Origin of the sequence: Falsirhodobacter sp. 20TX0035, assembly GCF_028307215.1 — a bacterium.
In the GTDB taxonomy this organism is placed as follows: Bacteria; Pseudomonadota; Alphaproteobacteria; order Rhodobacterales; family Rhodobacteraceae; genus Falsirhodobacter.
In genome coordinates this window covers 102,506-124,534 of record NZ_JAQMHV010000001.1, presented here as the reverse complement: position 1 = coordinate 124,534, position 22,029 = coordinate 102,506, and the positions used below count along the sequence as shown (strand labels likewise).

Below are 22,029 nucleotides of genomic sequence, written 5' to 3'. Positions count from 1 at the left end.
GTGCGCGGGCGGGGCTTTGCCTATAAGCGGGGCATCCTGTTCCAGAAAGACCGCCATGCCCGCTGACCTGTCCCCGATCGAAAAGGCAAAGTTCGCCGCCTCGAAACGCGCTGTCGATTTCGTGACCGACGGCATGAAGGTGGGCCTTGGCACCGGATCGACCGCCGCCTGGATGGTGCGCTGCCTGGCCGACCGCGTGCGCGAGGAGAAGCTGACGCTGACCTGCGTCGCCACCTCCACCCGCACGGCAGATCTGGCGCGCAGCCTGGGCCTGACCGTCGTTTCGCTGGAGGAGGCGCGCTGGCTGGACCTGACCATCGACGGCGCGGACGAGGCGGACAACCAGCTGTCCCTGATCAAGGGGGGCGGGGCCGCCCTGCTGCAGGAAAAGATCGTGGCCACCGCGTCCGACCGGATGATCGTGATCGCGGATGCCGCGAAGCAGGTCCACGCGCTGGGCGCCTTCCCGCTGCCGGTGGAGGTGATCCCCTTCGGCTGGACCGCCACCGCCCGCCTGATCGAGGAGCATCTGGCCGCGCAGGACGTGCTGGGCCACGAGGTGCGCTTGCGCATGAAGGGCGACCAGCCGCTGCGCACGGACGAAAACAACTACATCCTCGACCTGCACCTGAAGCGGATCGGCAACCCGCGCGCGCTGGCGCTGATGCTGAACCAGATCGCGGGCGTCGTGGAAAACGGCCTGTTCATCGACATCTGCGACACGCTCGTACTGGGTCATCCCGACGGTCGGGTGGAGGTGATCGCCGATGACGGCACCCGGACCGAAGGGCGCGTGGACATCGCGGCCTCGGCCAACATCTTTTCTGACCTCGGAGACTGAGCCCATGACCTTTGATTATGATCTGTTCGTCATCGGCGGCGGTTCGGGCGGCGTGCGCGCGGCGCGCGTGGCGGCGGGCGATCACGGCGCGAAGGTCGGGCTGGCCGAGGAATTCCGCATGGGCGGCACCTGCGTCATCCGCGGCTGCGTGCCCAAGAAGCTGATGGTCTTCGCCAGCGAATATGGCGGCATGGCCGAGGACGCGCAGGCCTATGGCTGGGACTTGGAGGTGAAGGGCTTCGACTGGACCCGCTTCCACGCCGGGCTGGAAAAGGAGCTGGACCGTCTGGAAGGTGCCTATCGCAACACGCTGCGGAACGCGGGCGTGCAGACGTTCGACCAGCGCGCGACGGTGGTGGACCCGCACACGGTGGCGCTGGCCGACGGCACGCGGATCACGGCCAAGCACATCCTGATCGCCGTCGGCGGCCGTCCCTTCGTGCCGGAGTTCGAAGGGTCGGAGCATGTCATCACCTCCAACGAGATCTTCCACATGAAGGCGCTGCCGAAAAAGGCGCTGATCGTGGGCGGCGGCTACATCGCATCGGAATTCGCTTGCATCCTGAACGGGATGGGGGTGGACACGCACCAATATTACCGCGGCAACCAGATCCTGCGCGGCTTTGACGACGAATGCCGCAACCACATCGCCACGCACATGCAGGCGCATGGCGTCCACATCCACACCGGGCGTGACATCGTGCGCTTGGAAAAGGACGGGGAAGGCCTTCTGGCCACCGCGACCGACGGATCGACCGACCGCTTCGACATCGTGATGTACGCCACGGGCCGCGTTCCCAATACCGAAGGGCTGGGTCTGGCCGACGCGGGCGTGAAGATGGGCCTGAAGGGCGAGGTGGTGGTCGACGATTACAGCCAGACCTCCGTCCCGTCGATCTTCGCCGTGGGCGACGTGACCGACCGCATCGCGCTGACCCCCATCGCCATCCGCGAAGGGCACGCCTTTGCCGATACGGTGTTCGGCGGGCAGAAGCGGACGGCGGACTGGGAACTCGTCCCCTCGGCCGTGTTCACGCAGCCGGAATTCGGCACCGTGGGCCTGTCCGAGGAGGAGGCGGCGGCCAAGGGCGCGATCGAGGTCTACACGACCGCCTTCCGCCCGATGCAGACGCTGTTCGCCGGACGGCAGGACCGCGTGTTCATGAAGCTGGTCGTGTCGGCGCAGACGCGGGTCGTGCTGGGCTGTCATATCGTCGCACCCCATGCGGGCGAAATGATTCAGCTGGCGGGCGTCGCGGTCAAGATGGGCGCTACGAAAGAGGATTTCGACCGCACGGTGGCCGTGCATCCGTCGATGTCCGAGGAACTGGTGACACTGCGCAAACCGACCCGAAAAACTTGATTTCCGGGGCCGGATGGCCAATTTGGCTGAAGCTTGAAGAAGGGAAGACGAGTTCATGTCGAATGGCGGGCCGTGGGGCGGCGGCGGAGGGGGCGGACAGGATCCGCGCGATGACAACAACCGGGGTGGCCGCAAGCCGGAGGGCAACGGTTCCGACATCGACCAACTGGTGAAGAAGGGCCAGGATCAGCTTCGGGTGATCCTGGGCGGGCGCGGTGGCCGCACGGGGGGCACGCCGCCCAACGGCGCGAACGCCATTCCGCCGAAGCTGATCGTGCTGGGCGTCGTGGTGGCCCTGGCGGTCGCATGGGCCTTCGCCTCCATCTACACCGTCCGGCCCGAGCAGCGGTCGGTCCAGCTGTTCCTGGGGCAGTTCCAGAAGATCGGCCAGCCCGGCCTGAACTTCGCCCCCTGGCCGCTGGTCACGCATGAGATCGTGGAAGTGACCGGCGAACGCAGCACGGACATCGGCAACGGCCAGCAAGGGGAGCTGGACACCGGCCTGATGCTGACGCAGGACCAGAACATCGTGGACATCGGGTTCCAGGTGGTCTGGAACGTGTCGGATCCGGCCGCGCTTCTCTTCAACCTTCAGGACCCGGCCGACACGATCCGCGCCGTGTCCGAAAGCGCCATGCGCGACATCATCGCGCGGTCGAACCTGTCGCCCATCCTCAACCGCGACCGGGGCGCCATCGCGAGCGAGCTTCTGGGCGCGGTGCAGGGCACGCTGGACACCTATGACGCGGGCATCAACGTGATCCGCATCAACTTCGACCGCGCCGATCCGCCGGAAGAGGTGATCGACAGCTTCCGCGAGGTTCAGGCCGCCCAGCAGGAGCGCGTGCGTCTTGAAAACGAGGCCGAGGCCTACCGCAACCGCGTCACCGCCGGTGCGCGCGGCGAGGCGGCCCGCGTGACCGAAGGGGCGGAAGCCTATCGCGCGCAGGCCGTGAACACCGCGCAGGGCGAGGCGAGCCGCTTCAACTCGGTCTACGACCAGTATGTGACGGCGCCGCAGGTCACGCGCGAACGCATGTATCTTGAAACGATGGAGCAGGTCTTGGGCGGCATGAACACGACGATCCTCGACGGGGTGACCGGAGAGGGCGGGGTGGTGCCCTACCTGCCGCTGGACCAGTTCGGACGCGCCCCGGCGCAGGCCCAAACCCCGGCACAGGCGCCGGCCGCACAGGGAGGAGCGAACTGATGGGACGCGCAATTTATGTCCTGCCGGCGCTGATCCTGGTGCTGGTGGCGGCCCTGTCCTCGGTCTTCATCGTGGACGAACGGGAAAAGGCGCTGGTGCTGCAGTTCGGTCAGGTGAAGGCCGTGCGCGAGGAGCCGGGCCTCGGCTTCAAGCTGCCGCTGGTGCAGGAGGTTGTCCGCTATGACGGCCGCATCCTGTCCCTGCAGACGCAACCGCTGGAAGTCACCCCGGCGGACGACCGTCGCCTGATCGTCGACGCCTTCGCCCGCTGGCGCATCACCGATCTGGTCGAATTCCGTGAAAGCGTCGGCAACGGCGGCATCCCCGTCGCGCAGGCCCGGCTGGAGCGGATCATGACCGCTGCCATCCGTCAGGTGCTGGGCGGCGTGAATTCCGACCGCGTGCTGTCCGAAGACCGGATCCCGCTGATGGTGCAGATCCGTGACATCGCGCGCCAGCAGTCGCAAAGCCTAGGGGTGGAGATCATCGACGTGCGCCTGACGCGCACCGATCTGCCGCAGCAGAACCTTGCGGCCACCTACGCCCGGATGCGCGCCGAACGGCAGCGCGAAGCGGCGGACGAGATCGCCCGCGGCAACGAGGCCGCGCAGCGCATCCGCGCCACCGCCGACCGTGAGGTCGTGGAGGTCACGTCCAAGGCCAACGCCGACGCGGACGTGATCCGCGGCCAGGCCGACGCCGAGCGCAACCGCATCCTGGCCGAGGCCTACAACCGCGACGCCGAGTTCTTCGCCTTCTCGCGCTCGCTCGAGGCCTACCGGACCGCGCTGACGCAGCAGGGCAAGTCGATCGTGCTGACGCCGGAGTCGGACTTCTTCCGATACCTCGGATCGCCCGAGGCCGCGGCGCCCGCTGCCCCCTGAACATGAAAGCCGCCTTCGGGCGGCTTTTTCTTTGCGATTGTTGCAATCTCTCACACCCAGTTGACGCGGCGCGACGGGTGTTTGCATTGCGCCAAACCCCGCCTAACTGCCATGTCATGGGCATCAGAGCGGATCTTCCGTTCCTGCCAGACACAACGAAAGGAATACGGGGTGCCGTCCAACGTCATGTCCATTCAACCCAAACGCAAAGTCCTTCGCGCGGCGCTGGCCCTGTCGGTGGCCGGGTCCCTCGCCTTCGGCTCCCTCCCGCTGACTGTGCTGCCGGCAGCGGCACAGGATGCACCGCCCAGCTTTGCCGACCTTGCCCAGCAGATCAGCCCGTCGGTCGTGAACATCACCACGACGACGACTATCGCCGCCAACACCGACGAACAGCAGCCGATCTTCCCGCCCGGATCGCCGTTCGAGGATCTGTTCCGCGACTTCATGGACCCGCGCGGCCCGCAGCCGCAGCGCCCGCAGCGGTCCGAAGCGCTGGGCTCGGGCTTCATCATCTCCGAAGACGGCTATATCGTAACGAACAACCACGTCATCGAGAACGCCGACGACATCCAGATCGAGACGTTCACCGGCAAGACCCTGAAGGCCAAGCTGATCGGCACCGACAAGAGCACGGACATCGCGCTTCTGAAGGTGGAAAGCCCCGAGCCGCTGCCCTTCGTGCCCTTCGGCGACAGCGACCACATGCGCGTGGGCGACTGGGTTCTGGCCATGGGCAACCCGCTGGGGCAGGGCTTCTCGGCCTCCTCCGGGATCGTGTCGGCGCGCAACCGGGCCCTGTCGGGCACCTATGACGACTTCATCCAGACCGACGCCGCCATCAACCGCGGCAACTCGGGCGGGCCGCTGTTCAACATGGACGGTCAGGTGATCGGCGTGAACACCGCGATCCTGTCGCCCAATGGCGGGTCGATCGGGATCGGCTTCTCCATGGCGTCGAACGTGGTGCAGAAGGTCGTGGACCAGCTGCGTGAATTCGGGGAAACCCGTCGCGGCTGGCTGGGCGTGCAGATCCAGGACGTCACCCCCGACGTGGCCGAGGCGATCGGCCTCGACACCGCGCAGGGCGCCCTCATCACGGACGTGCCGGAAGGCCCGGCCCGCGACGCCGGCATCCAGTCGGGCGACGTCGTGACCTCGTTCGCGGGGCAGGAGGTGAAGGACACCCGCGACCTCGTGAACCGCGTGGCCGATGCCCCGATCGGGGAAGGGGTGCCGCTGACCGTGCTGCGCGACGGCAAGACCCAGACGCTGAACGTGACGCTGGGCCGCCGCGAGGAGGCGCAGACCGCACAGGAACGCGCCCAAGGGAACGAAAGCCAGCCGGAGCACAACGGCGAGATGCTGGGGCTGAGCGTGACGCCGCTGAACCCGCAGGTCGCGCAGGAGCTGGGGCTGGAGCCCGCCTCGGAAGGCCTTGCCATCACCGGCGTGGACGAGATGTCGGACGCCTTCACCAAGGGTGTGCGGGCCGGGGACGTGATCACCGAAGCCAACCAGGAGCCGGTGGCCACGGTTCAGGCGCTGGAACAGCAGATCAAGGCCGCGACCGATGCCGGCCGCAAGTCGGTGCTGCTGCTGATCCGCCGCGAAGGGCAGCCGCGCTTCGTCGCCCTGCCGATCAACCCGTCCTGACCGGCGACGCGATCTCGACGATCCCCAAGGCCTCGGCCGCAGGCCAGGTCAGCCGGGGGTCGTCCCGCCCGAACAGGGCCTGATACTTCCGGACGGCCTCGCTTGTAGCGGGGCCGTTCTTTCCATTCACGGGGCCCGCGTACAGGTCCCGCGCGGCCAGTGCCCGCTGCAGCTCCGTCACGCGTTCGGGCGTCAGGTCGGCGTCGCACAGGATGCGGATGCGGGCGCCCGTCGGGCCGTCGAAGCACTGGCCCTCCGGCTCTGGGGTGCGGGCACTTCCGGTCAGGACCGGGTTCTGCGGATCCGGCACATGCGGATAGCTGGAGCAGCCGGCCAGAAGCAGCACAAGGGCAAGGCGGATCATCACGTTCTCCTCTTTTCTGCCGTTCTGCCGCAAAGGGCGCGGCGGGGGAAGCTGGCATCCCGCCGGTGTTTCGCCTATGTCACCCGCAGGCAATCACCCCCGAGGATCCCATGGCAAAGATCACCTACATCGAACATGACGGCACCGAGCATGTGGTGGACGTCAAACCCGGACTGACCGTGATGGAAGGCGCCCGCGACAATGGCGTGCCGGGGATCGAGGCCGATTGCGGCGGCGCCTGCGCCTGTTCCACCTGCCACGTCTATGTCGATCCCTCTTGGGTGGAACGCATTCCCGCGAAGGACGACATGGAGGAGGACATGCTGGACTTCGCCTGGCAGCCCGATCCCGCCACCTCGCGCCTGACGTGCCAGATCAAGGTGACGGACGCGATGGACGGGCTGGTCGTGCGGATGCCCGAACGCCAGATCTGAAACGCGTTGTCCATCGGGCGGCGGGATGATACGGATTGGCCTGCGACAAAATCGCGCAGGTCAGCCAGGGAGCCCGCCAATGGGCCGAGCCTTCGATCCCGACGCCCTTTCCCACACCACGGGCGACGCTTTCTTTTCGGACCGCGTCCCCCTAGGGTCGGCGAAATCCCGGGGGAGGGGGGAGCGCATGGACCACGACAAGCCACTGCTGATCAAGCGCTATGCCAGCCGTCGCCTCTACAACACCGAAACCAGTGATTACGTCACGCTGGAGGACTTGGCCCGCGTGATCCAAAGCGGCCGCGACCTGTCCGTGATCGACCTGAAGACCGGCGACGACGTGACGCGCCAATACCTTCTGCAGATCATCGCGGAGCATGAGGCCAAGGGAAAGAACGTCCTGCCGCTGGGCTTGCTGACCGACCTGATCCGCAGCTATTCGAGCGAGGCGGAAGCGGTCATTCCCCAGTTCCTCGCCGCGACCTTCCAGCCCGAAGCGCAACCGGCCAACCCCCAGGGCTGGCAGGGTCGCCCCACCAAGGACCTGGCCGAGATCCGCCAGCAGCTGGCCGATCTTCAGGACCGGCTGGCGCGCCTTTAACGCAGGCGCAGCGCCAGCGCCGCGATCAGCGCGATCACGGCCACCGCACCAAGCGTGCCGCTGGCCGTGGCAAGGGCCACGGTGCCTGCCGCCGCTGCGATCACCACGGTGAGAAGTGTCAGGAAGGGGGTCAGTGGCATCTGGTAAATGTTCCTTTTATGTTCTATGATCCCGCCATGGGACCGCAGGATGACACGCTTCGCCCCCACCAAAGGGCCCGCGCCCGTGGCGCCGCAAGCAACGCCACCGGGCGGTACGAGGCGTCCACCCACTGGGCCTTCGACGACGGCTGGGACCTTCCCGAAGAGGATCGCCTGATCCGGACCGAGGTCCGGCTGGAGCGCCCCCGATCCGCCATCAGCTACAACCGGTCGCCGGACCTGCCGTTCGACCGGTCGATCAATCCGTATCGCGGGTGCGAACACGGCTGCATCTACTGTTTCGCCCGGCCCACGCACGCCTATCTGAACCTGTCGCCCGGCCTTGATTTCGAAACAAAGCTGATCGCGCGCCCGGGCATCGGCACCGTGCTGGAGCGGGAGCTGCGGGCGAAATCCTACGTTCCGCGCACCATCGCCCTTGGCACCAACACCGACCCTTACCAGCCGGTGGAGGCCGAGCATCGCGTCATGCGCGAGGTGCTGGAGGTGCTGCATGCCTTCCGCCACCCCCTTGGCATCGTGACCAAGGGCGCGATGGTGGAGCGGGACATCGACCTTCTGGCGCCGATGGCGGCGCAGGGGCTGGCGCGGGTCGGCCTGTCGGTGACCACGCTGGACCGCGCCCTCGCGCGCAGCCTGGAGCCGCGGGCGGCGGCCCCCGCCCGGCGCCTGGCCACCATCCGCCGGCTGACCGACGCGGGCATCCCCGTCCGCGTCATGGTGTCGCCCGTCATTCCCGGCCTGACGGATCCCGAGGTCGAGAGCATCCTGGAGGCCGCGCGCGACGCGGGTGCGGTGGCGGCCAGCTGGATCATGCTGCGCCTGCCGCTGGAAGTGGCGCCCCTGTTTCAGGAGTGGCTGGAGGCGCATGTCCCGAACCGCGCCGCCAAGGTGATGGCGCGGATCCGCGAAACCCATGGCGGGCGGGATTATGACCCCGAATGGGGCCGCCGGATGCGCGGGCAGGGCATCTGGTCGGAGCTGATCGGGCAGCGTTTCGACAAGGCGGTCGCACGGCTGGGGCTGCGGGTGCCGCAGCCGCCCTTGCGGACCGACCTGTTCCGGCCGCCGCCGCGCGCCGGGGATCAACTGACGCTGTTCTGAGCCGAGAGGTCCGCCGCCGCCTGCGCCTCCGTCTCGGCCAGCTTGGCGCGGATCTCGGTTTCCGTGGCGTGGCCCTGCAGGTCCGCGACCAGAAGGCGCACCACGTCTTCGGGCCCGGCCTCGTTGAAATCGGCGCGCATGACGGTGGCGACATAGGCGTCGGCCTCGGCGCCCGTCCGGCCCAGCGTCCCGGCCGCCCACTGGCCCAGAAGGCGGTTGCGGCGCGCTTCCAGCCGGAAGCGGCGTTCGGTGTCTTGCGTGAACTGGGTTTCCAGCGCCCGGGCGCGGTCGGTCATGTCGGCCATGATGTCCCTCCTCTTGCCCCATGAAACATGGGCGCGCGGGCCCGCCCCGCAAGGCGCGCCCTTGCGACGGATCGCCGCTTCCCGTATAGCGCGGGGATGGAACCGGGTGGCCTTGCGCTGCCCTGTCCGCATTTGGGTTCGGGGTGATGATGGCACGGCGCAAGAAGGTCTACGAAGGCAAGGCCAAGATCCTTTTTGAAGGCCCGGAGCCCGGCACCCTGATCCAGTATTTCAAGGACGACGCGACCGAAGGCGACGAACGGCCCGAAGGACGGGGCGTGCTGAACAACCGTTTGTCCGAATTCTTCATGACCGGCCTGAACACCGTGGGCGTTCCGACGCATTTCATCCGCCGGATGAACATGCGCGAACAGCTGGTCCGCATGGCCGAGATGCTGCCGCTGGAGGTGATGGTCCGCAACCACGCCGCCAGCGGAATCTCGGACCGTCTGGGCATCCCCGAGGGGACGGCGCTGCCGCGGCCGATCGTGGAATACTATTTCAAGGACGACAATCTGGGCTGCCCGCTGGTCGCGGAGGAGCACATCGTCGCCTTCGGCTGGGCCAACCAGCAGGATCTGGACGACATCGTGGCGCTGGTGCTGCGCGTGAACGACTTCCTGTCGGGCGTGATGATGGGCGTGGGCGTCCGTCTGGCGGACTTCCGTCTGGAAGTGGGCCGCGTCTGGGAAGGCGACTTCATGCGCCTGATCGTCGCGGACGAGATCACGCCCGACAACTGCACCCTGTGGGACACGCGGGGCCAGGACGCCGACGGCAACCTGCGCGAACCCGGCCCCCTGGCCGACATGCCGACCGAACTGGCGCGCCGTCTGGGCGTTCTGCCGTCCAACGTGACGCATTTGACGAAATCGACTCTCATCAACTGAAGGTGCCTCCGATGAAAGCCCGCGTTCACATCATGCTCAAGGACGGTGTTCTGGATCCGCAGGGCGAAGCCGTCCGCCATGCGCTTGGCACGCTGGGCTTTGCCGGCGTCGAGGGCGTCCGCCAGGGCAAGGTGATCGAACTGGACCTTGCCGCCACCGACAAGGCCGCGGCCGAGACGGAGGTGCGCCAGATGTGCGAGAAGCTTCTGGCCAACACCGTGATCGAGAAATACACGGTCGAGATCGTCTGAAACGGCAAGGCGACGGGCGAAATCCCGCCGCCTTCGCATTTCGGCCTTCGGGCGCCCCGCCCAAGCTGTTAGGCATCGAGTCCTGAGAAGGAACCATGGCCATGACGCAGACCCCGCCCGACCTTCCGGACCGGTCCCCGCCCACGCCCCTGGACCCGGACACGGCCACCCTGATCGACAGCCACCTGAAGGCCATCGACACCGTGCACATCCGGGTGCTGGGCGACGACCGTTCCGCCTCCGACGCGGTGGAGGCGCATCTTCTGGCCCGCGGCTTGGGGGTGAACGTGTCCCTGTCGGAACACATGATCCCGCCGCCGCGCAACCGCTACGTCTTCCGTTATCAGGGGCGCACGGCCTTTCTGACCATCGCCCCCGACATTCCCTGATCAGCGCCAGGCGTTCCGGATCAGGGTCCAACCCGCAAGGGCCATGAGGATCAGCTCCAACCCGAAGCTCGGATGCAGGATGAAGTTCCAGACCCACCAGTCGTGGCGGGCGGGAACCTCCATCAGCCGAAGGTGCGGTCGGAGAATGGGGCGAGCCACGCGATCTCGGCCACGACGCTGTCCAGCGCCATGTGCAGCAGCAGCGCGGCGAGCGCGACCCCGTAAAGGCCCCGCTGTCGCGTCAGCCGGTCGGTCAGCAGGTATCCGGCCGGAAGATGGGCGATGAACATCAGCCAGGTCCCTTGGTGCATGCCGCGGCTTTATGACCTGCGCCTCGACTGCGGGTCAGCAGGCTCAAGCCTCTTCGTCTATGCCGATATCCCCATGCGAGTATGAGGGGGATCCCGTGATGCGTAAGATACTTTCTCGCGGCACCACAGCTAACGCGCAAAATCAGAAGCCCACCACACGTTGAAGCTTGTTCCTGACGCGGCGCTGGAGGAAGTTCAGCGTGGTGTAGTTCGCGGCCGGTTTGGACCGAACCAGAACAGCAGGTGAGTCCTTCACGGGCGTCTTGCTGGCGCTGGCCTCGAAGCGGCTGAGAAGGGGGCGGACGCTCCCCACGAAATGCCCGGCGACGAGGTCATGATCGTAACGGTCGTTCTTATCGATGACGCGCATCTGCTTGCCGTTCCAGATGCGTGCATCAAGCTGCCCGGCCAAGGCAGACCAGCAGGTCTGCTCCAGAAACCACTGGTAAGGTTCGTTCGTCTTGTAGCCCTCACTGTCTTCGATGAAGCCGATCAGCGTCTCGACCTGCGCGAGATCATAATGGCGTTTCCGCATCATCAGCAGTCCGGCATTGTAACGATGGCGGAGAAGATGGGGCCTCGTTTGCCATGGGCGCAGGGAATAGCTGTCCGTCGTGTCTTGCAGGAACAGCATGTCCGCGGATTCATCCGGCCAGGCGAAGACACCGTGAAAAGGACGAAGGAAGAGGATGTCCGTGTCGCACAACGCGATATCCCCCGTGGTCATGAGGGGAATGTCGAGCATCTTCTGCCCCGTCGGCGATCGTTCCCGGAAGGCCAAGCATCTTGGATAACGCGCAAGTTGCGGACGAACAACATCGTCCGCCTCTTCTTTGCTCACGATAACGGTGTTCGGCAAACCGTCCTCAAGACGTTTCGCGTCGTCCTTTGTCAATGAACCGTCATCATGAAGAACGATCTTGATCGGATCTGCGCAGAAATGAAGAAGGGACGATAGACAGTGAAGGCCCAGATCTATATCGCGATGACATATGAGGACGCGCACACTGGTTTCCGAACTTGACCCTCCGACGTTCTTTACGAGCGCACTATCCATCACCAGCATTCCTTCTGTTCGCGGCACCCTTTACAGCGCCAGCAGCCGAGGGGCTAGGCCATCTGTTGTGAAGATTTCGGATGTTGATGGCCAAGGATGAAGTTTTGAACTCAATCACTGAGTTTTCACAGTATCCTCGGATCTATTCCGGTCCCACATATATTTAGGTGAGAAACAGGTGCATTATTTCGATCGGATCGTTCTTCTTGAGAACGTTTCAAGCACTGCCAGTCGGTAGATCAAAGCCGCCAAGACGAGATATATGAACAGCAAGAACAACGGAACATCTTGAGTCGCCTTGGCCAATCCGCTCCCGGGGTTTTGGGACACCGGATGTCGAATCGTCAGTCAAGGGGTCAAGAAATTGTCGTATCGTTCTTTGGCTTGAATAATCGACGCACGCGAGATGCGTGGAAGCATGAATGGGGCATTACATGAGCACCTCAAGGACACCCGTAACTTCTGCGGCAGCGATCAAAAAGGCAGGTTACGGCTTACCTCGGAATGCAGGTGTAAGCTCATCGCCTCTGAACGATGGGCAGACGGCAGGTGCCGATGAACATCAGCTGTCGAGGAAGATGCGCACCGTCGCCTCGAACTCGCGCGGCTGGTCGGCGTGCAGCCAATGGCCGGCGCCGGGCAGCTTCACGATGCGGGCGCGGGGGAAGAGGGCGCGAATGACCGGCCGGTGTTCGGGCTGGATGTAGTCGGACTTCCCTCCGGCCACGAACAGGGTCGACCCTTCGAAGGGGCCTTTCGCCCCCGTCCAGCCCAGCACGTTGGGCATCTCCCGCTCCAGCACGTCGAGGTTGATCTTCCAGCGCGGGGAATCGGCCTTCAGGTCCAGCGATTGCAGGAAGAAGGCGCGCAGGCCGGGGTCGTCCTCGAACGCGGCCAGACGGCGGTCGGCCTCGCCGCGGGTCTTCAGGTCGGACAGGTCCAGCGCGCGCATGGTGCGGATGTGCTGGCTCTGGTCATGGCCATAGGCCACGGGCGCGATGTCGGCCACCACCAGCCGCCGGATCAGGTCCGGCTGCGTCAGCGCCAGATGCATCACGGCCTTGCCGCCCATGGAATGCCCCAGCAGATCGACCCTGCCGCCCAGCGAACCGATCACCTCGGCGATGTCGTCCGCCATGTCGGAATAGGTGTGGCTGTTCGCGCGAAAGCTGTCGCCGTGGTTGCGCTGGTCCACCACGATCACGTCGCTACGGTCCGCCAGGTTGCGCGCGACCGAGTTGAAGTTGCGCCCCAGCCCGAACAGGCCGTGCACGATGACCAGCGGCACCGCCTCGGACGGCGCGCGCGCCGGATGGACAAGGGTGTTCAGCATCGTGAAAAAAGGGGGCCGCGAGGCCCCCTATCCCTTAGAGGTTCGGATAAAGCGGGAAGCGCGCGCAAAGCGCCTGCACCTCGGCCGCGACCTTCGCCTCGACCTCGGCATTGCCTTCGCTGCCGTTGGCGGCAAGGCCGTCCACGACCTCCACGATCCAGTCAGCGATCTGGCGGAACTCCACCTCACCAAAGCCGCGGGTGGTGCCCGCCGGCGCCCCCAGACGAATCCCGGACGTCACGAACGGCTTTTCCGGGTCGAACGGCACGCCGTTCTTGTTGCAGGTGATGTGGGCGCGGCCCAGCGCCTCCTCGGCGGCCTTGCCGGTCACCTTCTTGGGGCGCAGGTCGGCCAAGCACAGGTGGTTGTCGGTGCCGCCTGACACGATGTCGATCCCGCCCTTCATCAACTGGTCGGCCATGGCGGCGGCGTTGGCCTTCACCTGGGCCGCGTACTCCTTGAACTCGGGGCGCAGCGCCTCGCCGAAGGCCACGGCCTTGGCCGCGATCACGTGCATCAGCGGACCGCCCTGAAGCCCCGGGAACACGGCGGAGTTCAGCTTCTTCGCCAGCGCCTCGTCATTGGTCAGGATCATGCCGCCCCGCGGACCGCGCAGCGATTTGTGCGTCGTCGTCGTGACCACATGCGCGTGCGGGATGGGCGAGGGGTGCACGCCACCCGCGACCAGACCCGCGATGTGCGCCATGTCCACCATCAGATAGGCGCCCACCTCGTCCGCGATCTTGCGGAACTCAGCCCAGTCCCAGACGCGGCTGTAAGCGGTGCCGCCGGCCACGATCAGCTTCGGCTTGTGCTCGCGCGCCTTGGCGCGGATGTCGTCCATGTCCAGAAGCTGATCCTGCTGGCGCACGCCATAGCTGACCACGTTGAACCACTTGCCGGACATGTTCACGGGCGAACCATGCGTCAGGTGCCCGCCCGAGTTCAGGTCAAGGCCCATGAACGTGTCGCCCGGCTGCAAGAGCGCCAGGAACACGGCCTGGTTCATCTGCGAGCCCGAGTTCGGCTGCACGTTGACGAAGCCCGCGCCAAACAGCTCCTTCGCGCGCTCGATCGCCAGCGTCTCGGTCACGTCGACATGCTGGCAGCCGCCGTAATAGCGCTTGCCCGGATAGCCTTCGGCGTATTTGTTCGTCAGGACCGAGCCCTGCGCCTGCAGAACGGCCAGCGACACGATGTTCTCGGACGCGATCAGCTCGATCTCGTCGCGCTGGCGGCCCAGTTCGTTCGTGATGGTGGCGAACAGGTCGGGATCGCTGTCGGCCAGCGATTTGGTGAAGTAACCGGCGTCGATGTGCGGGGCGGTCATGGGGCTCTCCTGCGCTTTCCGTTGGCGCTGTTTACCGCAGGCACGCGTCTGCCGAAAGACCCGACCGGCACACGGGTGCTTGAGTTTTCTGCATGCAACCCGCAAGACAGACTCATGATCCTGCGCAGCCGCATCCATTTCACCGCCAGCGCCACGCCCGTGGCGGCCGCCGCCTTGGCCGATCTGACGGGCCGGCACGGCCAGGCCCCGTTGCCCGAGGCGGAGGTGATCGTCGCCCTGGGCGGCGACGGCTTCATGCTTCAGACGCTGCACGACCTGAACGGGCGTGACGTGCCGGTCTACGGCATGAACCGCGGCACGGTGGGCTTCCTGATGAACAGCTTCTCGCTGGACGATCTGCCCCGCCGGCTGGCCGAGGCGGAGGAGGAGGTCATCAACCCCCTTGCCATGCACGCCGAAACCGTGGGCGGAGAGGTGCACGAGGGGCTGGCCATCAACGAGGTCAGCTTTCTGCGGCAGGGCCCGCAGGCGGCGCGGTTGCGGATCTCGGTGGATGGCAAGCGGCGGCTGGACGAACTGGTCTGCGACGGCGTGATCCTGGCGACGCCCGCCGGATCGACGGCCTACAACTATTCGGCGCACGGGCCGATCCTGCCCATCGGGTCGGACGTGCTGGCCCTGACCGCGGTGGCGGCGTTCCGGCCACGCCGGTGGCGGGGCGCGTTGCTGCCCAAGACGGCGGTGGTGCGCATCGACGTGCTGGATCCCGGCAAGCGGCCGGTGATGGCGGACGCCGACGGCCGGTCGGTGCGCGACGTCCGCTCGGTCGAGGTGCGCTCCCAGCCCGCGATCTGCCACCGGATCCTGTTCGATCCGGGCCACGGGCTGGAAGAGCGGCTGATCCGCGAACAGTTCGTCTGATCAGCCGTATTGCGACACGGCGGTGCCGGCGATGGCCGCCACGTTCAGAAGGCCGCGCGCGGTGGCGGCGGGCGTGACGATGTGGGCGCGGTTGCCCATGCCCATCAGGATCGGCCCCACCTCCAGCGCGCCGGCCTTGGTCTTGAGGATGTTGCGCACCCCCGAGGCCGTGTCGGAATTGGCGAAGACCAGCACGTTGGCTGTCCCTTCGAACCGGCTGCCGGGGAAGATCCGCTCGCGCGAGGTCTGGTCCAGCGCGGTGTCGATGTGCATCTCGCCCTCATAGGCGAAGTCCACATGGCGCGCGTCCAGCATCGCCAGCGCCGCCCGCATCCGCCGCCCCGAATCGTTGTCGAGGTTGCCGAACTGCGACGAGGAGCAGAGCGCGACCTTCGGCTCGATCCCGAAACGCTTCACGTGCCGCGCGGCGCCCATGACCGTTTCCGTGATCTGTTCCGGCGTCGGTTCGGAATGGATGTGCGTGTCCGCGATGAACAGCGGACCATCCTCCAGGATCATCAGCGACAGGGCGCCCACGGGATGCAGGCCGTCCCGCGCCAGGATCTGCTCGATAAAGGACAGGTGCGACAGGTATTGCCCGAAGGTGCCGCAGATCATGCTGTCGGCTTCCCCGCGATGCACCATGGTGGCGGCGATGGCGGTGGTGTTCGTGCGCATGACGGACCGCGCCACGTCCGGCGTTACGCCGTGGCGGGCGCGCAGATGCAGGTAGGTTTCCCAGTATTCACGGTAACGCGCGTCGGATTCGGGGTTCACGATCTCGAAGTCCACCTCGGGGCGGATCGTCAGGCCCGCGCGTTCGGCGCGCACCGCCACGACCTCGGGGCGGCCGATCAGGATCGGCTTGTCGTTCGTGTCTTCCAGCATGGCGTTGGCGGCGCGCAGCACGCGCTCGTCCTCGCCCTCGGCGAAGACGATGCGCCGCGAATGCTTGGCCGACGCTTCGAACACCGGGCGCATGATCAGCGACGACCGGATCATGGAACTGTCCAGCCCGTGCTTGTAGGCGGCCAGATCGGCGATCGGGCGTGTGGCGACGCCGCTTTCCATCGCGGCCTTGGCCACGGCGGTGGCGACCACGCCCATCAGGCGGGGATCGAACGGCTTCGGGATCAGGTAGTTCGCACCGAAGGTCAGCTGTTCACCGGCATAGGCGGCCGCAGCCTCCGCGCTTGTCGTTGCCCGCGCCAGTGCGGCGATGCCCTCGATGCAGGCGATCTTCATCTCGTCGTTGATCGTGGTCGCACCCACGTCCAGCGCCCCGCGGAAGATGAACGGGAAGCAGAGGACGTTGTTCACCTGGTTTGGGAAGTCCGACCGCCCCGTGGCGATCAGCGCGCCGGGAGAGGCCTCGCGCGCCACCTCGGGCAGGATCTCGGGCGTCGGGTTGGCGAGGGCGAAGATGATGGGCTTCTCGGCCATCTTCGCGACCATCTCCGCCTTCAGGACGCCGGGACCCGACAGGCCAAGGAACAGGTCCGCCCCGTCGATCACGTCGGCCAGCGTGCGCTTGTCGGTGGCTTGCGCGTATTCGGCCTTCTGCGGGGTCATCTCCTCGACCCGGCCTTCATAGACCAAGCCCGCGATGTCGCAGAGCCACACGTTCTCGCGCCGCACGCCCAGCTTCAGCAGCATGTTCAGGCAGGCGATGCCCGCCGCCCCGCCGCCGGTGGAGACGACCTTGATGTCCTCCCACTTCTTGCCGGTGACGTGCAGCGCGTTGGTCGCGGCGGCGCCCACCACGATGGCGGTGCCGTGCTGGTCGTCGTGGAAGACGGGAATGCCCATGCGTTGGCGGCACAGATCCTCGACGATGAAGCAGTCGGGGGCCTTGATGTCCTCAAGGTTGATGGCGCCGAAAGTCGGCTCCAGCGCGCAGACGATGTCGGCCAGCTTGTAGGGGTCGGGCTCGTTCACCTCGATGTCGAAGCAGTCGATGTTGGCGAACTTCTTGAAGAGGACGGCCTTGCCTTCCATCACGGGCTTTGACGCCAGCGCGCCGATGTTGCCAAGGCCCAGCACCGCCGTCCCGTTGGAGATCACGGCCACGAGGTTTCCGCGCGAGGTGTAGCGGCTGGCGTCCTGCGGGTTCGACTTGATCTCAAGGCACGCCTCGGCCACGCCGGGGGAATAGGCCAGCGACAGATCGCGCCCGTTGGCCAGCGGTTTCGTGGCGCGCACCTCCAGCTTTCCGGGGCGCGGGAATTCGTGATAGTTCAGTGCGGGATGGCGGGTCTTGTCTTGCCGCTGGTCGTCCATGGCGTCCTCCGAAAACTGGTTTAATGTTAAACCATTCCTGCCCGGGCACAAGGCGCGCTTGCATCCCGTGCGGCCCGTGCCCACAGTTGTCCCGAAGAAGCCGGAGCATGCAATGACCATTCCCGATCCCATCCTTCTGGACGCCGCCAGCGGTGCGCGCCTGAACGCCTATGTCCCTTATTCGAAGTTCAAGGTCGGGGCCGCCATCCGCACGACGCGCGGCCACATCTATGCCGGCTGCAACGTGGAGAACGTCGCGTATCCCGAAGGCACCTGCGCCGAGGCGGGGGCGATCGCGGCGATGGTCGTCGCCGGGGAAACGGAGATCGCCGAGATCCTCGTGATCGCCGACAGCCCGTCGCCCGTGCCGCCCTGCGGCGGTTGCCGACAGAAGATCGCCGAATTCGCGGGGCAGGGCGCGACCGTCACCCTGTGCACCACGGATGGCAAGGCGCGCGACATGACGGTGGCAGACCTTCTGCCCGGCGTCTTTTCGGTCCACCACATGGACCGCGCCTGAATGGACATCCAGCGGTTCCTGCGCACCCTGCGCGAAGGGGCGGGCCCTTCGGCGGCCGACCTTCGGACCTTTGCGCAGGGGCTGGCGAATGGGGATGTCAGCGACGCGCAGGCCGGGGCCTTCGCGATGGCCGTCTGCCTGCGCGGGCTGGGGGAAGCGGGCCGCGTGGCGCTGACGGCGGCCATGCGGGATTCGGGGACGGTGATGGCATGGGGCCTGCCGGGTCCCATCCTCGACAAGCATTCGACGGGCGGGGTGGGCGATTCCGTGTCGCTGCTGCTGGCGCCCGCGCTGGCGGCCTGCGGGGCCTACGTCCCCATGATCTCGGGCCGGGCACTGGGCCACACGGGCGGCACGCTGGACAAGCTGGAGGCGATCCCCGGCGTGAAGGTGGACATGGACGCCCCCGCCCTGCGCCGCCAGATGGAGCAGACCCGCTGCGCGATCCTGGCCGCCAATGACGACATCGCCCCCGCCGACCGCCGCCTGTACGCCATCCGCGACCGGACGGGAACGGTGGAAAGCCTCGACCTCATCACCGCGTCGATCCTGTCGAAGAAGCTGGCCGCGGGGCTGGAAGGGCTGGTGCTGGACGTGAAGGCCGGCTCCGGCGCCTTCATGAAGACGGTGGAGGATGCGGAGGCGCTGGCCGAAGCCCTTGTAGCCACCGCACGGGGGGCGGGCTGCCCCGCCCGCGCGCTGATCACCGACATGGACCAGCCCCTGTCCACCGCCATGGGCAACGCGCTGGAGGTGGCGGAGGTGATGGAGACGCTGACCGCCACGTCGATCAACCTGTCCCTGTGGGAGGTGACGGTGGCTTTGGGGGGCGAGGCGCTGGCGCTGGGTGGCCTCGCCCCGGACGTCGAGACAGGGGACGGCATGATCGCCGACGCCCTCGAATCCGGACGTGCGGCCGAATACTTCGCGCGCATGATCGCGGCGCAGGGCGGGCCGGCCGATTTCGTGGAACGCTGGCCGGATCGTCTTCCGTCCGCCCCCGTGGTGATGGAGATCCCGTCGCCCACCGCCGGATATGTCGCGGCCATGAACGCGGAAGCGCTGGGCCATGCCGTGCACCGTCTGGGCACCGGGCGGGTGCGGGCGGGCCAGCGGGCCAACCCTTCCGTGGGGCTGACGGATCTGGCCGCGATCGGGGAACGGGTGGAACGGGATGAACCCTTGGGCTTCGTGCACGCCGCGTCCGAGGCGGATGCCGAACGCGCCATCCGCGCCGTCCAGGCCGCCTATCACCGGTTCGAGGCGCAGGAGCCGCCCGAGACCGACCTGATCCATGCGAGGATCGGATGAGCCGCGCCTTCCTGATCGTCATGGACAGCGTGGGCATCGGTGGGGCGCCCGACGCGGCGGCGTTCGGCGATGAGGGCGCCAACACGCTGGCCCACATCGCCGCGCGGCACCCGTTGCGGATGCCGGTGCTGGACGGGCTGGGCCTTGGCGCCGCGGTCCGGCTGGCCAGCGGTGCCGAGGCGCCGGGGTTGGGGGCAGCTCCCACAGGGCTGTGGGGGGCGGCGACCGAGGTGTCGCGTGGCAAGGACACGCCATCGGGCCATTGGGAACTGGCGGGCGTGCCGGTGCCGTGGGACTGGACCTACTTCCCCGACGCGCCGTTCGAGGACGAACTCGTGGCGGCGATCTGCCGACTGGCGGATGTGGACGGCATCCTGGACGGCGGCCATTCCGGCGGCCTTGCCGTGCTGGACCGGCTGGGGGAGGCGCATCTGCAGACGGGGCGCCCGATCTGCTACACCTCGGCCGACAGCGTGTTCCAGATCGCGGCGCATGAGGAGGCGTTTGGACTGGAGCGTCTGCTGACCCTGTGCGAACGGCTCGCACCCGTGCTGCACGCGCGGCGCGTGGGACGGGTGATCGCCCGGCCCTTCGTGGGCGCGCCGGGGCAGTTCCGGCGCACCGGACACCGCCGGGATTACGCCATCGCACCGCCCGCGCCGACGCTTCTGGACCGGGCGCAGGCGGCGGGGCATGTCACGCATGCGGTGGGCAAGATCGGGGACATCTTCTCGCATCGCGGGATCGACCGGCTGCACAAGGGCGCGGACGACGCGGCACTGGCCGAACATCTGGTCCGGCTGGGGCAGGAGGCGGAGGACGGCGCGCTGGTCTTTGCCAACTTCGTGGAATTCGACAGCCTTTACGGCCATCCCCGCGACGTGGAGGGATATGCCCGCCATCTGGAATGGTTCGACACCGTCGCGGGCCGCCTGATTGACCGGCTGCGCCCGGACGACATCGCCATCTTCACCGCCGATCACGGCAACGACCCCACCTGGCGGGGCAGCGACCACACCCGCGAACGGGTGCCGGTGCTTGTTGCCGGCCGGGTGGGAGAGTTGGGGCTGATCCCCTTCACCGCCGTGGCCGATCTTGTGGCCGATCACTTGGGGGTGCCCCGTGAAGCTTGACCTGACGCTGGACCTGATCGGTAGCGCGCCACCCCGCCTGATCGGCGATCTGGCGCGGGAAAAGGCGATCGACCTGTCGCGCCTGTTCGAGGGCGACGGCTATGATCTGCGCCACGGCGCGCGGGCCGCCTATGACGCCGCCGCCAGCGTGGTGACGACCCCGCGCGACGTGGCCCGTCTGGCCGATGCCGTGCTGGGCGACGGCTATGCGGAACTGCGCCTGACGCCATCCCCCGGCTGGGCCGATCTTGTGGCGGGCGTGGCCGAAGGGGCGGCGGGACGGTTGCACGCGGTCATCGCCCGGCTGCCGCGCCATTTGGGGCCGGAGGCGCTGCGCCCCCTGACCCTTGCCGCGGCTGAACGGGGCAGCCCCCTGTCCCTGACCGGGACCACGGGGGCACTGAAGGATTACGACTGGACCCTCGACTGCGCGGCCGAGGCGGGGCTGCCCCTGATCCTGGACGGCACCGACGTGACCCGGCACCCGCGCCGCATCCGCTGCGCCACCCTGACGGACGCTGAGGCGGAGCGTCTGGCCGAAGCGGGGATCGGGGTCGAACTGACCGACTGGATGCAGGCGGGGCGGCTCTACGATCGCGGTATCACGCTGGCGCTGGGCCGGGGCTTTGCGGCGTTCGAGCCGTTGAATCTGCCCGACCGCCTGCACGACGCCTTCGACTGGGACGACGCGGTGTTTGCCGATCTGGACCGAAAGGCCCTTGCCGTGACCGTCTGCGATGATACGACGCGGGACCGCGTGAAGGAGATGACCGATGCCCCCTGAGACAATGCCCCACCTGACCGTCGTGACCCACCCGCTGGTGCAGCACAAGCTGACGCTGATGCGCAAGAAGGACACGTCCACCGCCAGCTTCCGCCGCCTTCTGCGCGAGGTGAGCCTGCTTCTGGGATACGAGATCACGCGCGGTCTGGACATGACCACCGTCCGGATCGAGACGCCGGTGACCGAGATGGACGCCCCCATCCTTGATGGCAAGAAACTGGCGCTGGTGTCGATCCTGCGGGCCGGGAACGGTCTTCTGGACGGGCTGCTGGAACTGGTGCCGGCGGCGCGCGTGGGCTTCATCGGCCTTTACCGCGACCCCGACACGCTGAAACCGGTGCAGTATTACGCGAAGGTGCCCGAGGCGCTGGAGGATCGGCTGACCATCGCGGTGGACCCGATGCTGGCCACCGGCAATTCGTCCGTCGCGGCCATCGACCTGCTGAAGGAGAAGGGGGCGAAGAACCTGCGCTTCCTGTGTCTTCTGGCCTCGCCCGAGGGGGTGGAGGTGATGCGCCGCGCCCATCCCGACGTGCCGATCATCACCGCCGCGCTGGACGACCGGTTGGACGATCACGGCTACATCGTGCCGGGTCTGGGCGATGCGGGCGACCGGATGTTCGGCACGAAGTGAG

General features: G+C 67.0%; 26 protein-coding genes. 17 read left to right on the top strand and 9 right to left on the bottom strand.

The genetic code is table 11. The features are described from left to right. Positions 1-55: 55 nt before the first annotated feature. The 5 genes from rpiA (at position 56) to PIJ50_RS00640 (ending at position 5,954) form a co-directional block, all read left to right on the top strand. Positions 56-841, top strand: a complete 786-nt coding sequence (rpiA, locus tag PIJ50_RS00660) for a ribose-5-phosphate isomerase RpiA (RefSeq protein WP_271971799.1) — start codon at positions 56-58, stop codon at positions 839-841. Between the two features lie 4 nt (positions 842-845). Then, entirely contained in the window at positions 846-2,204 is a 1,359-nt protein-coding gene (gor, locus tag PIJ50_RS00655; RefSeq protein WP_271971797.1) for a glutathione-disulfide reductase, read from the top strand. A gap of 55 nt (positions 2,205-2,259) precedes the next feature. Continuing rightward, on the top strand, positions 2,260-3,414 hold the full coding sequence (gene hflK / locus PIJ50_RS00650; protein WP_271971796.1) for an FtsH protease activity modulator HflK: 1,155 nt from the start codon (positions 2,260-2,262) through the stop codon (positions 3,412-3,414). Next, entirely contained in the window at positions 3,414-4,298 is an 885-nt protein-coding gene (hflC, locus tag PIJ50_RS00645) for a protease modulator HflC (RefSeq protein WP_271971794.1), read from the top strand. The genes hflK and hflC overlap by 1 nt, the downstream gene beginning before the upstream one ends. Before the next feature lie 186 nt (positions 4,299-4,484). Next, positions 4,485-5,954, top strand: a complete 1,470-nt coding sequence (locus PIJ50_RS00640; RefSeq protein WP_271972910.1) for a DegQ family serine endoprotease — start codon at positions 4,485-4,487, stop codon at positions 5,952-5,954. Here PIJ50_RS00640 and PIJ50_RS00635 read toward each other — a convergent pair. Beyond that, complete coding sequence (locus PIJ50_RS00635) at positions 5,941-6,318, bottom strand: peptidoglycan-binding domain-containing protein (protein WP_271971793.1); 378 nt, start codon at positions 6,316-6,318, stop codon at positions 5,941-5,943. The two genes, PIJ50_RS00640 and PIJ50_RS00635, sit on opposite strands and share 14 nt — an antisense overlap. Positions 6,319-6,428: 110 nt before the next feature. Between PIJ50_RS00635 and PIJ50_RS00630 the strand changes: the two genes are divergently transcribed. Both PIJ50_RS00630 and phaR read left to right on the top strand, forming a co-directional pair. Further along, positions 6,429-6,752, top strand: coding sequence for a 2Fe-2S iron-sulfur cluster-binding protein (locus PIJ50_RS00630; RefSeq protein WP_271971792.1), 324 nt, complete (start codon positions 6,429-6,431; stop codon positions 6,750-6,752). A 187-nt stretch (positions 6,753-6,939) separates the two neighbouring features. Continuing rightward, a complete protein-coding gene (gene phaR, locus PIJ50_RS00625) occupies positions 6,940-7,353 on the top strand; it encodes a polyhydroxyalkanoate synthesis repressor PhaR (RefSeq protein ID WP_271971789.1) in 414 nt (137 codons plus the stop codon). Here the strand turns inward: phaR and PIJ50_RS00620 are convergent. Further along, positions 7,350-7,493, bottom strand: coding sequence for a hypothetical protein (locus PIJ50_RS00620; protein WP_271971788.1), 144 nt, complete (start codon positions 7,491-7,493; stop codon positions 7,350-7,352). The two genes, phaR and PIJ50_RS00620, sit on opposite strands and share 4 nt — an antisense overlap. An 18-nt stretch (positions 7,494-7,511) precedes the next feature. On the opposite strand from PIJ50_RS00620, the gene PIJ50_RS00615 reads away from it, so the two are divergent. After that, positions 7,512-8,618 (top strand): PA0069 family radical SAM protein, encoded by a 1,107-nt coding sequence (locus PIJ50_RS00615; protein WP_442900692.1) that lies wholly within the window; start codon positions 7,512-7,514, stop codon positions 8,616-8,618. On the opposite strand, the gene PIJ50_RS00610 is transcribed toward PIJ50_RS00615, so the two are convergent. Further along, positions 8,600-8,923 carry a DUF1476 domain-containing protein gene (locus PIJ50_RS00610; RefSeq protein ID WP_271971786.1) on the bottom strand — a complete coding sequence of 108 codons (324 nt, stop codon included), beginning with the start codon at positions 8,921-8,923 and terminating at the stop codon, positions 8,600-8,602. The genes PIJ50_RS00615 and PIJ50_RS00610 overlap by 19 nt on opposite strands. A 149-nt stretch (positions 8,924-9,072) precedes the next feature. On the opposite strand from PIJ50_RS00610, the gene PIJ50_RS00605 reads away from it, so the two are divergent. The 3 genes from PIJ50_RS00605 to PIJ50_RS00595 all read left to right on the top strand — a co-directional run bounded on the left by PIJ50_RS00605 (position 9,073) and on the right by PIJ50_RS00595 (position 10,453). Further along, positions 9,073-9,813, top strand: a complete 741-nt coding sequence (locus tag PIJ50_RS00605; protein WP_271971785.1) for a phosphoribosylaminoimidazolesuccinocarboxamide synthase — start codon at positions 9,073-9,075, stop codon at positions 9,811-9,813. 11 nt (positions 9,814-9,824) lie between these two features. Further along, the gene (purS, locus tag PIJ50_RS00600) at positions 9,825-10,064 is read left to right on the top strand and encodes a phosphoribosylformylglycinamidine synthase subunit PurS (protein WP_271971783.1); all 240 of its coding nucleotides are present in this window, start codon (positions 9,825-9,827) and stop codon (positions 10,062-10,064) included. 101 nt (positions 10,065-10,165) lie between these two features. Further along, the gene (locus PIJ50_RS00595) at positions 10,166-10,453 is read left to right on the top strand and encodes a hypothetical protein (RefSeq protein ID WP_271971782.1); all 288 of its coding nucleotides are present in this window, start codon (positions 10,166-10,168) and stop codon (positions 10,451-10,453) included. Here PIJ50_RS00595 and PIJ50_RS00590 read toward each other — a convergent pair whose 3' ends face one another. From PIJ50_RS00590 to glyA, 5 genes are all read right to left on the bottom strand, one after another. Beyond that, positions 10,454-10,576: a hypothetical protein gene (locus PIJ50_RS00590; protein ID WP_271971781.1), complete on the bottom strand. Its 123-nt coding sequence runs from the start codon at positions 10,574-10,576 to the stop codon at positions 10,454-10,456. Continuing rightward, positions 10,576-10,743 carry a hypothetical protein gene (locus tag PIJ50_RS00585; protein ID WP_271971780.1) on the bottom strand — a complete coding sequence of 56 codons (168 nt, stop codon included), beginning with the start codon at positions 10,741-10,743 and terminating at the stop codon, positions 10,576-10,578. Before PIJ50_RS00585 ends, PIJ50_RS00590 begins: the two co-directional genes overlap by 1 nt. 163 nt (positions 10,744-10,906) lie before the next feature. Next, a complete protein-coding gene (locus PIJ50_RS00580; RefSeq protein ID WP_271971779.1) occupies positions 10,907-11,830 on the bottom strand; it encodes a hypothetical protein in 924 nt (307 codons plus the stop codon). 553 nt (positions 11,831-12,383) lie between these two features. Next, complete coding sequence (locus PIJ50_RS00575) at positions 12,384-13,154, bottom strand: alpha/beta fold hydrolase (RefSeq protein WP_271971777.1); 771 nt, start codon at positions 13,152-13,154, stop codon at positions 12,384-12,386. Positions 13,155-13,188: 34 nt separating this feature from the next. Continuing rightward, positions 13,189-14,484: a serine hydroxymethyltransferase gene (glyA, locus tag PIJ50_RS00570; RefSeq protein WP_271971776.1), complete on the bottom strand. Its 1,296-nt coding sequence runs from the start codon at positions 14,482-14,484 to the stop codon at positions 13,189-13,191. A 114-nt stretch (positions 14,485-14,598) separates the two neighbouring features. Here glyA and PIJ50_RS00565 point away from each other — a divergent pair, with 114 nt between their 5' ends. Continuing rightward, entirely contained in the window at positions 14,599-15,366 is a 768-nt protein-coding gene (locus PIJ50_RS00565; protein WP_442900691.1) for an NAD kinase, read from the top strand. On the opposite strand, the gene PIJ50_RS00560 is transcribed toward PIJ50_RS00565, so the two are convergent. Further along, positions 15,367-17,646: an NADP-dependent malic enzyme gene (locus PIJ50_RS00560; RefSeq protein WP_271971774.1), complete on the bottom strand. Its 2,280-nt coding sequence runs from the start codon at positions 17,644-17,646 to the stop codon at positions 15,367-15,369. A gap of 112 nt (positions 17,647-17,758) precedes the next feature. On the opposite strand from PIJ50_RS00560, the gene PIJ50_RS00555 reads away from it, so the two are divergent. Genes PIJ50_RS00555 through upp form a run of 5 tightly spaced genes read left to right on the top strand, consistent with a single transcriptional unit; the run spans position 17,759 to position 22,028 of the window. Next, entirely contained in the window at positions 17,759-18,166 is a 408-nt protein-coding gene (locus PIJ50_RS00555) for a cytidine deaminase (RefSeq protein ID WP_271971773.1), read from the top strand. After that, positions 18,167-19,477: a thymidine phosphorylase gene (locus tag PIJ50_RS00550; RefSeq protein WP_271971771.1), complete on the top strand. Its 1,311-nt coding sequence runs from the start codon at positions 18,167-18,169 to the stop codon at positions 19,475-19,477. Next, entirely contained in the window at positions 19,474-20,610 is a 1,137-nt protein-coding gene (locus PIJ50_RS00545) for a phosphopentomutase (protein WP_271971770.1), read from the top strand. Before PIJ50_RS00550 ends, PIJ50_RS00545 begins: the two co-directional genes overlap by 4 nt. Next, a complete protein-coding gene (locus PIJ50_RS00540) occupies positions 20,600-21,394 on the top strand; it encodes an amidohydrolase family protein (protein WP_271971768.1) in 795 nt (264 codons plus the stop codon). The genes PIJ50_RS00545 and PIJ50_RS00540 overlap by 11 nt, the downstream gene beginning before the upstream one ends. Then, positions 21,384-22,028, top strand: coding sequence for a uracil phosphoribosyltransferase (upp, locus tag PIJ50_RS00535; RefSeq protein WP_442900690.1), 645 nt, complete (start codon positions 21,384-21,386; stop codon positions 22,026-22,028). The genes PIJ50_RS00540 and upp overlap by 11 nt, the downstream gene beginning before the upstream one ends. Position 22,029: the final 1 nt, after the last annotated feature.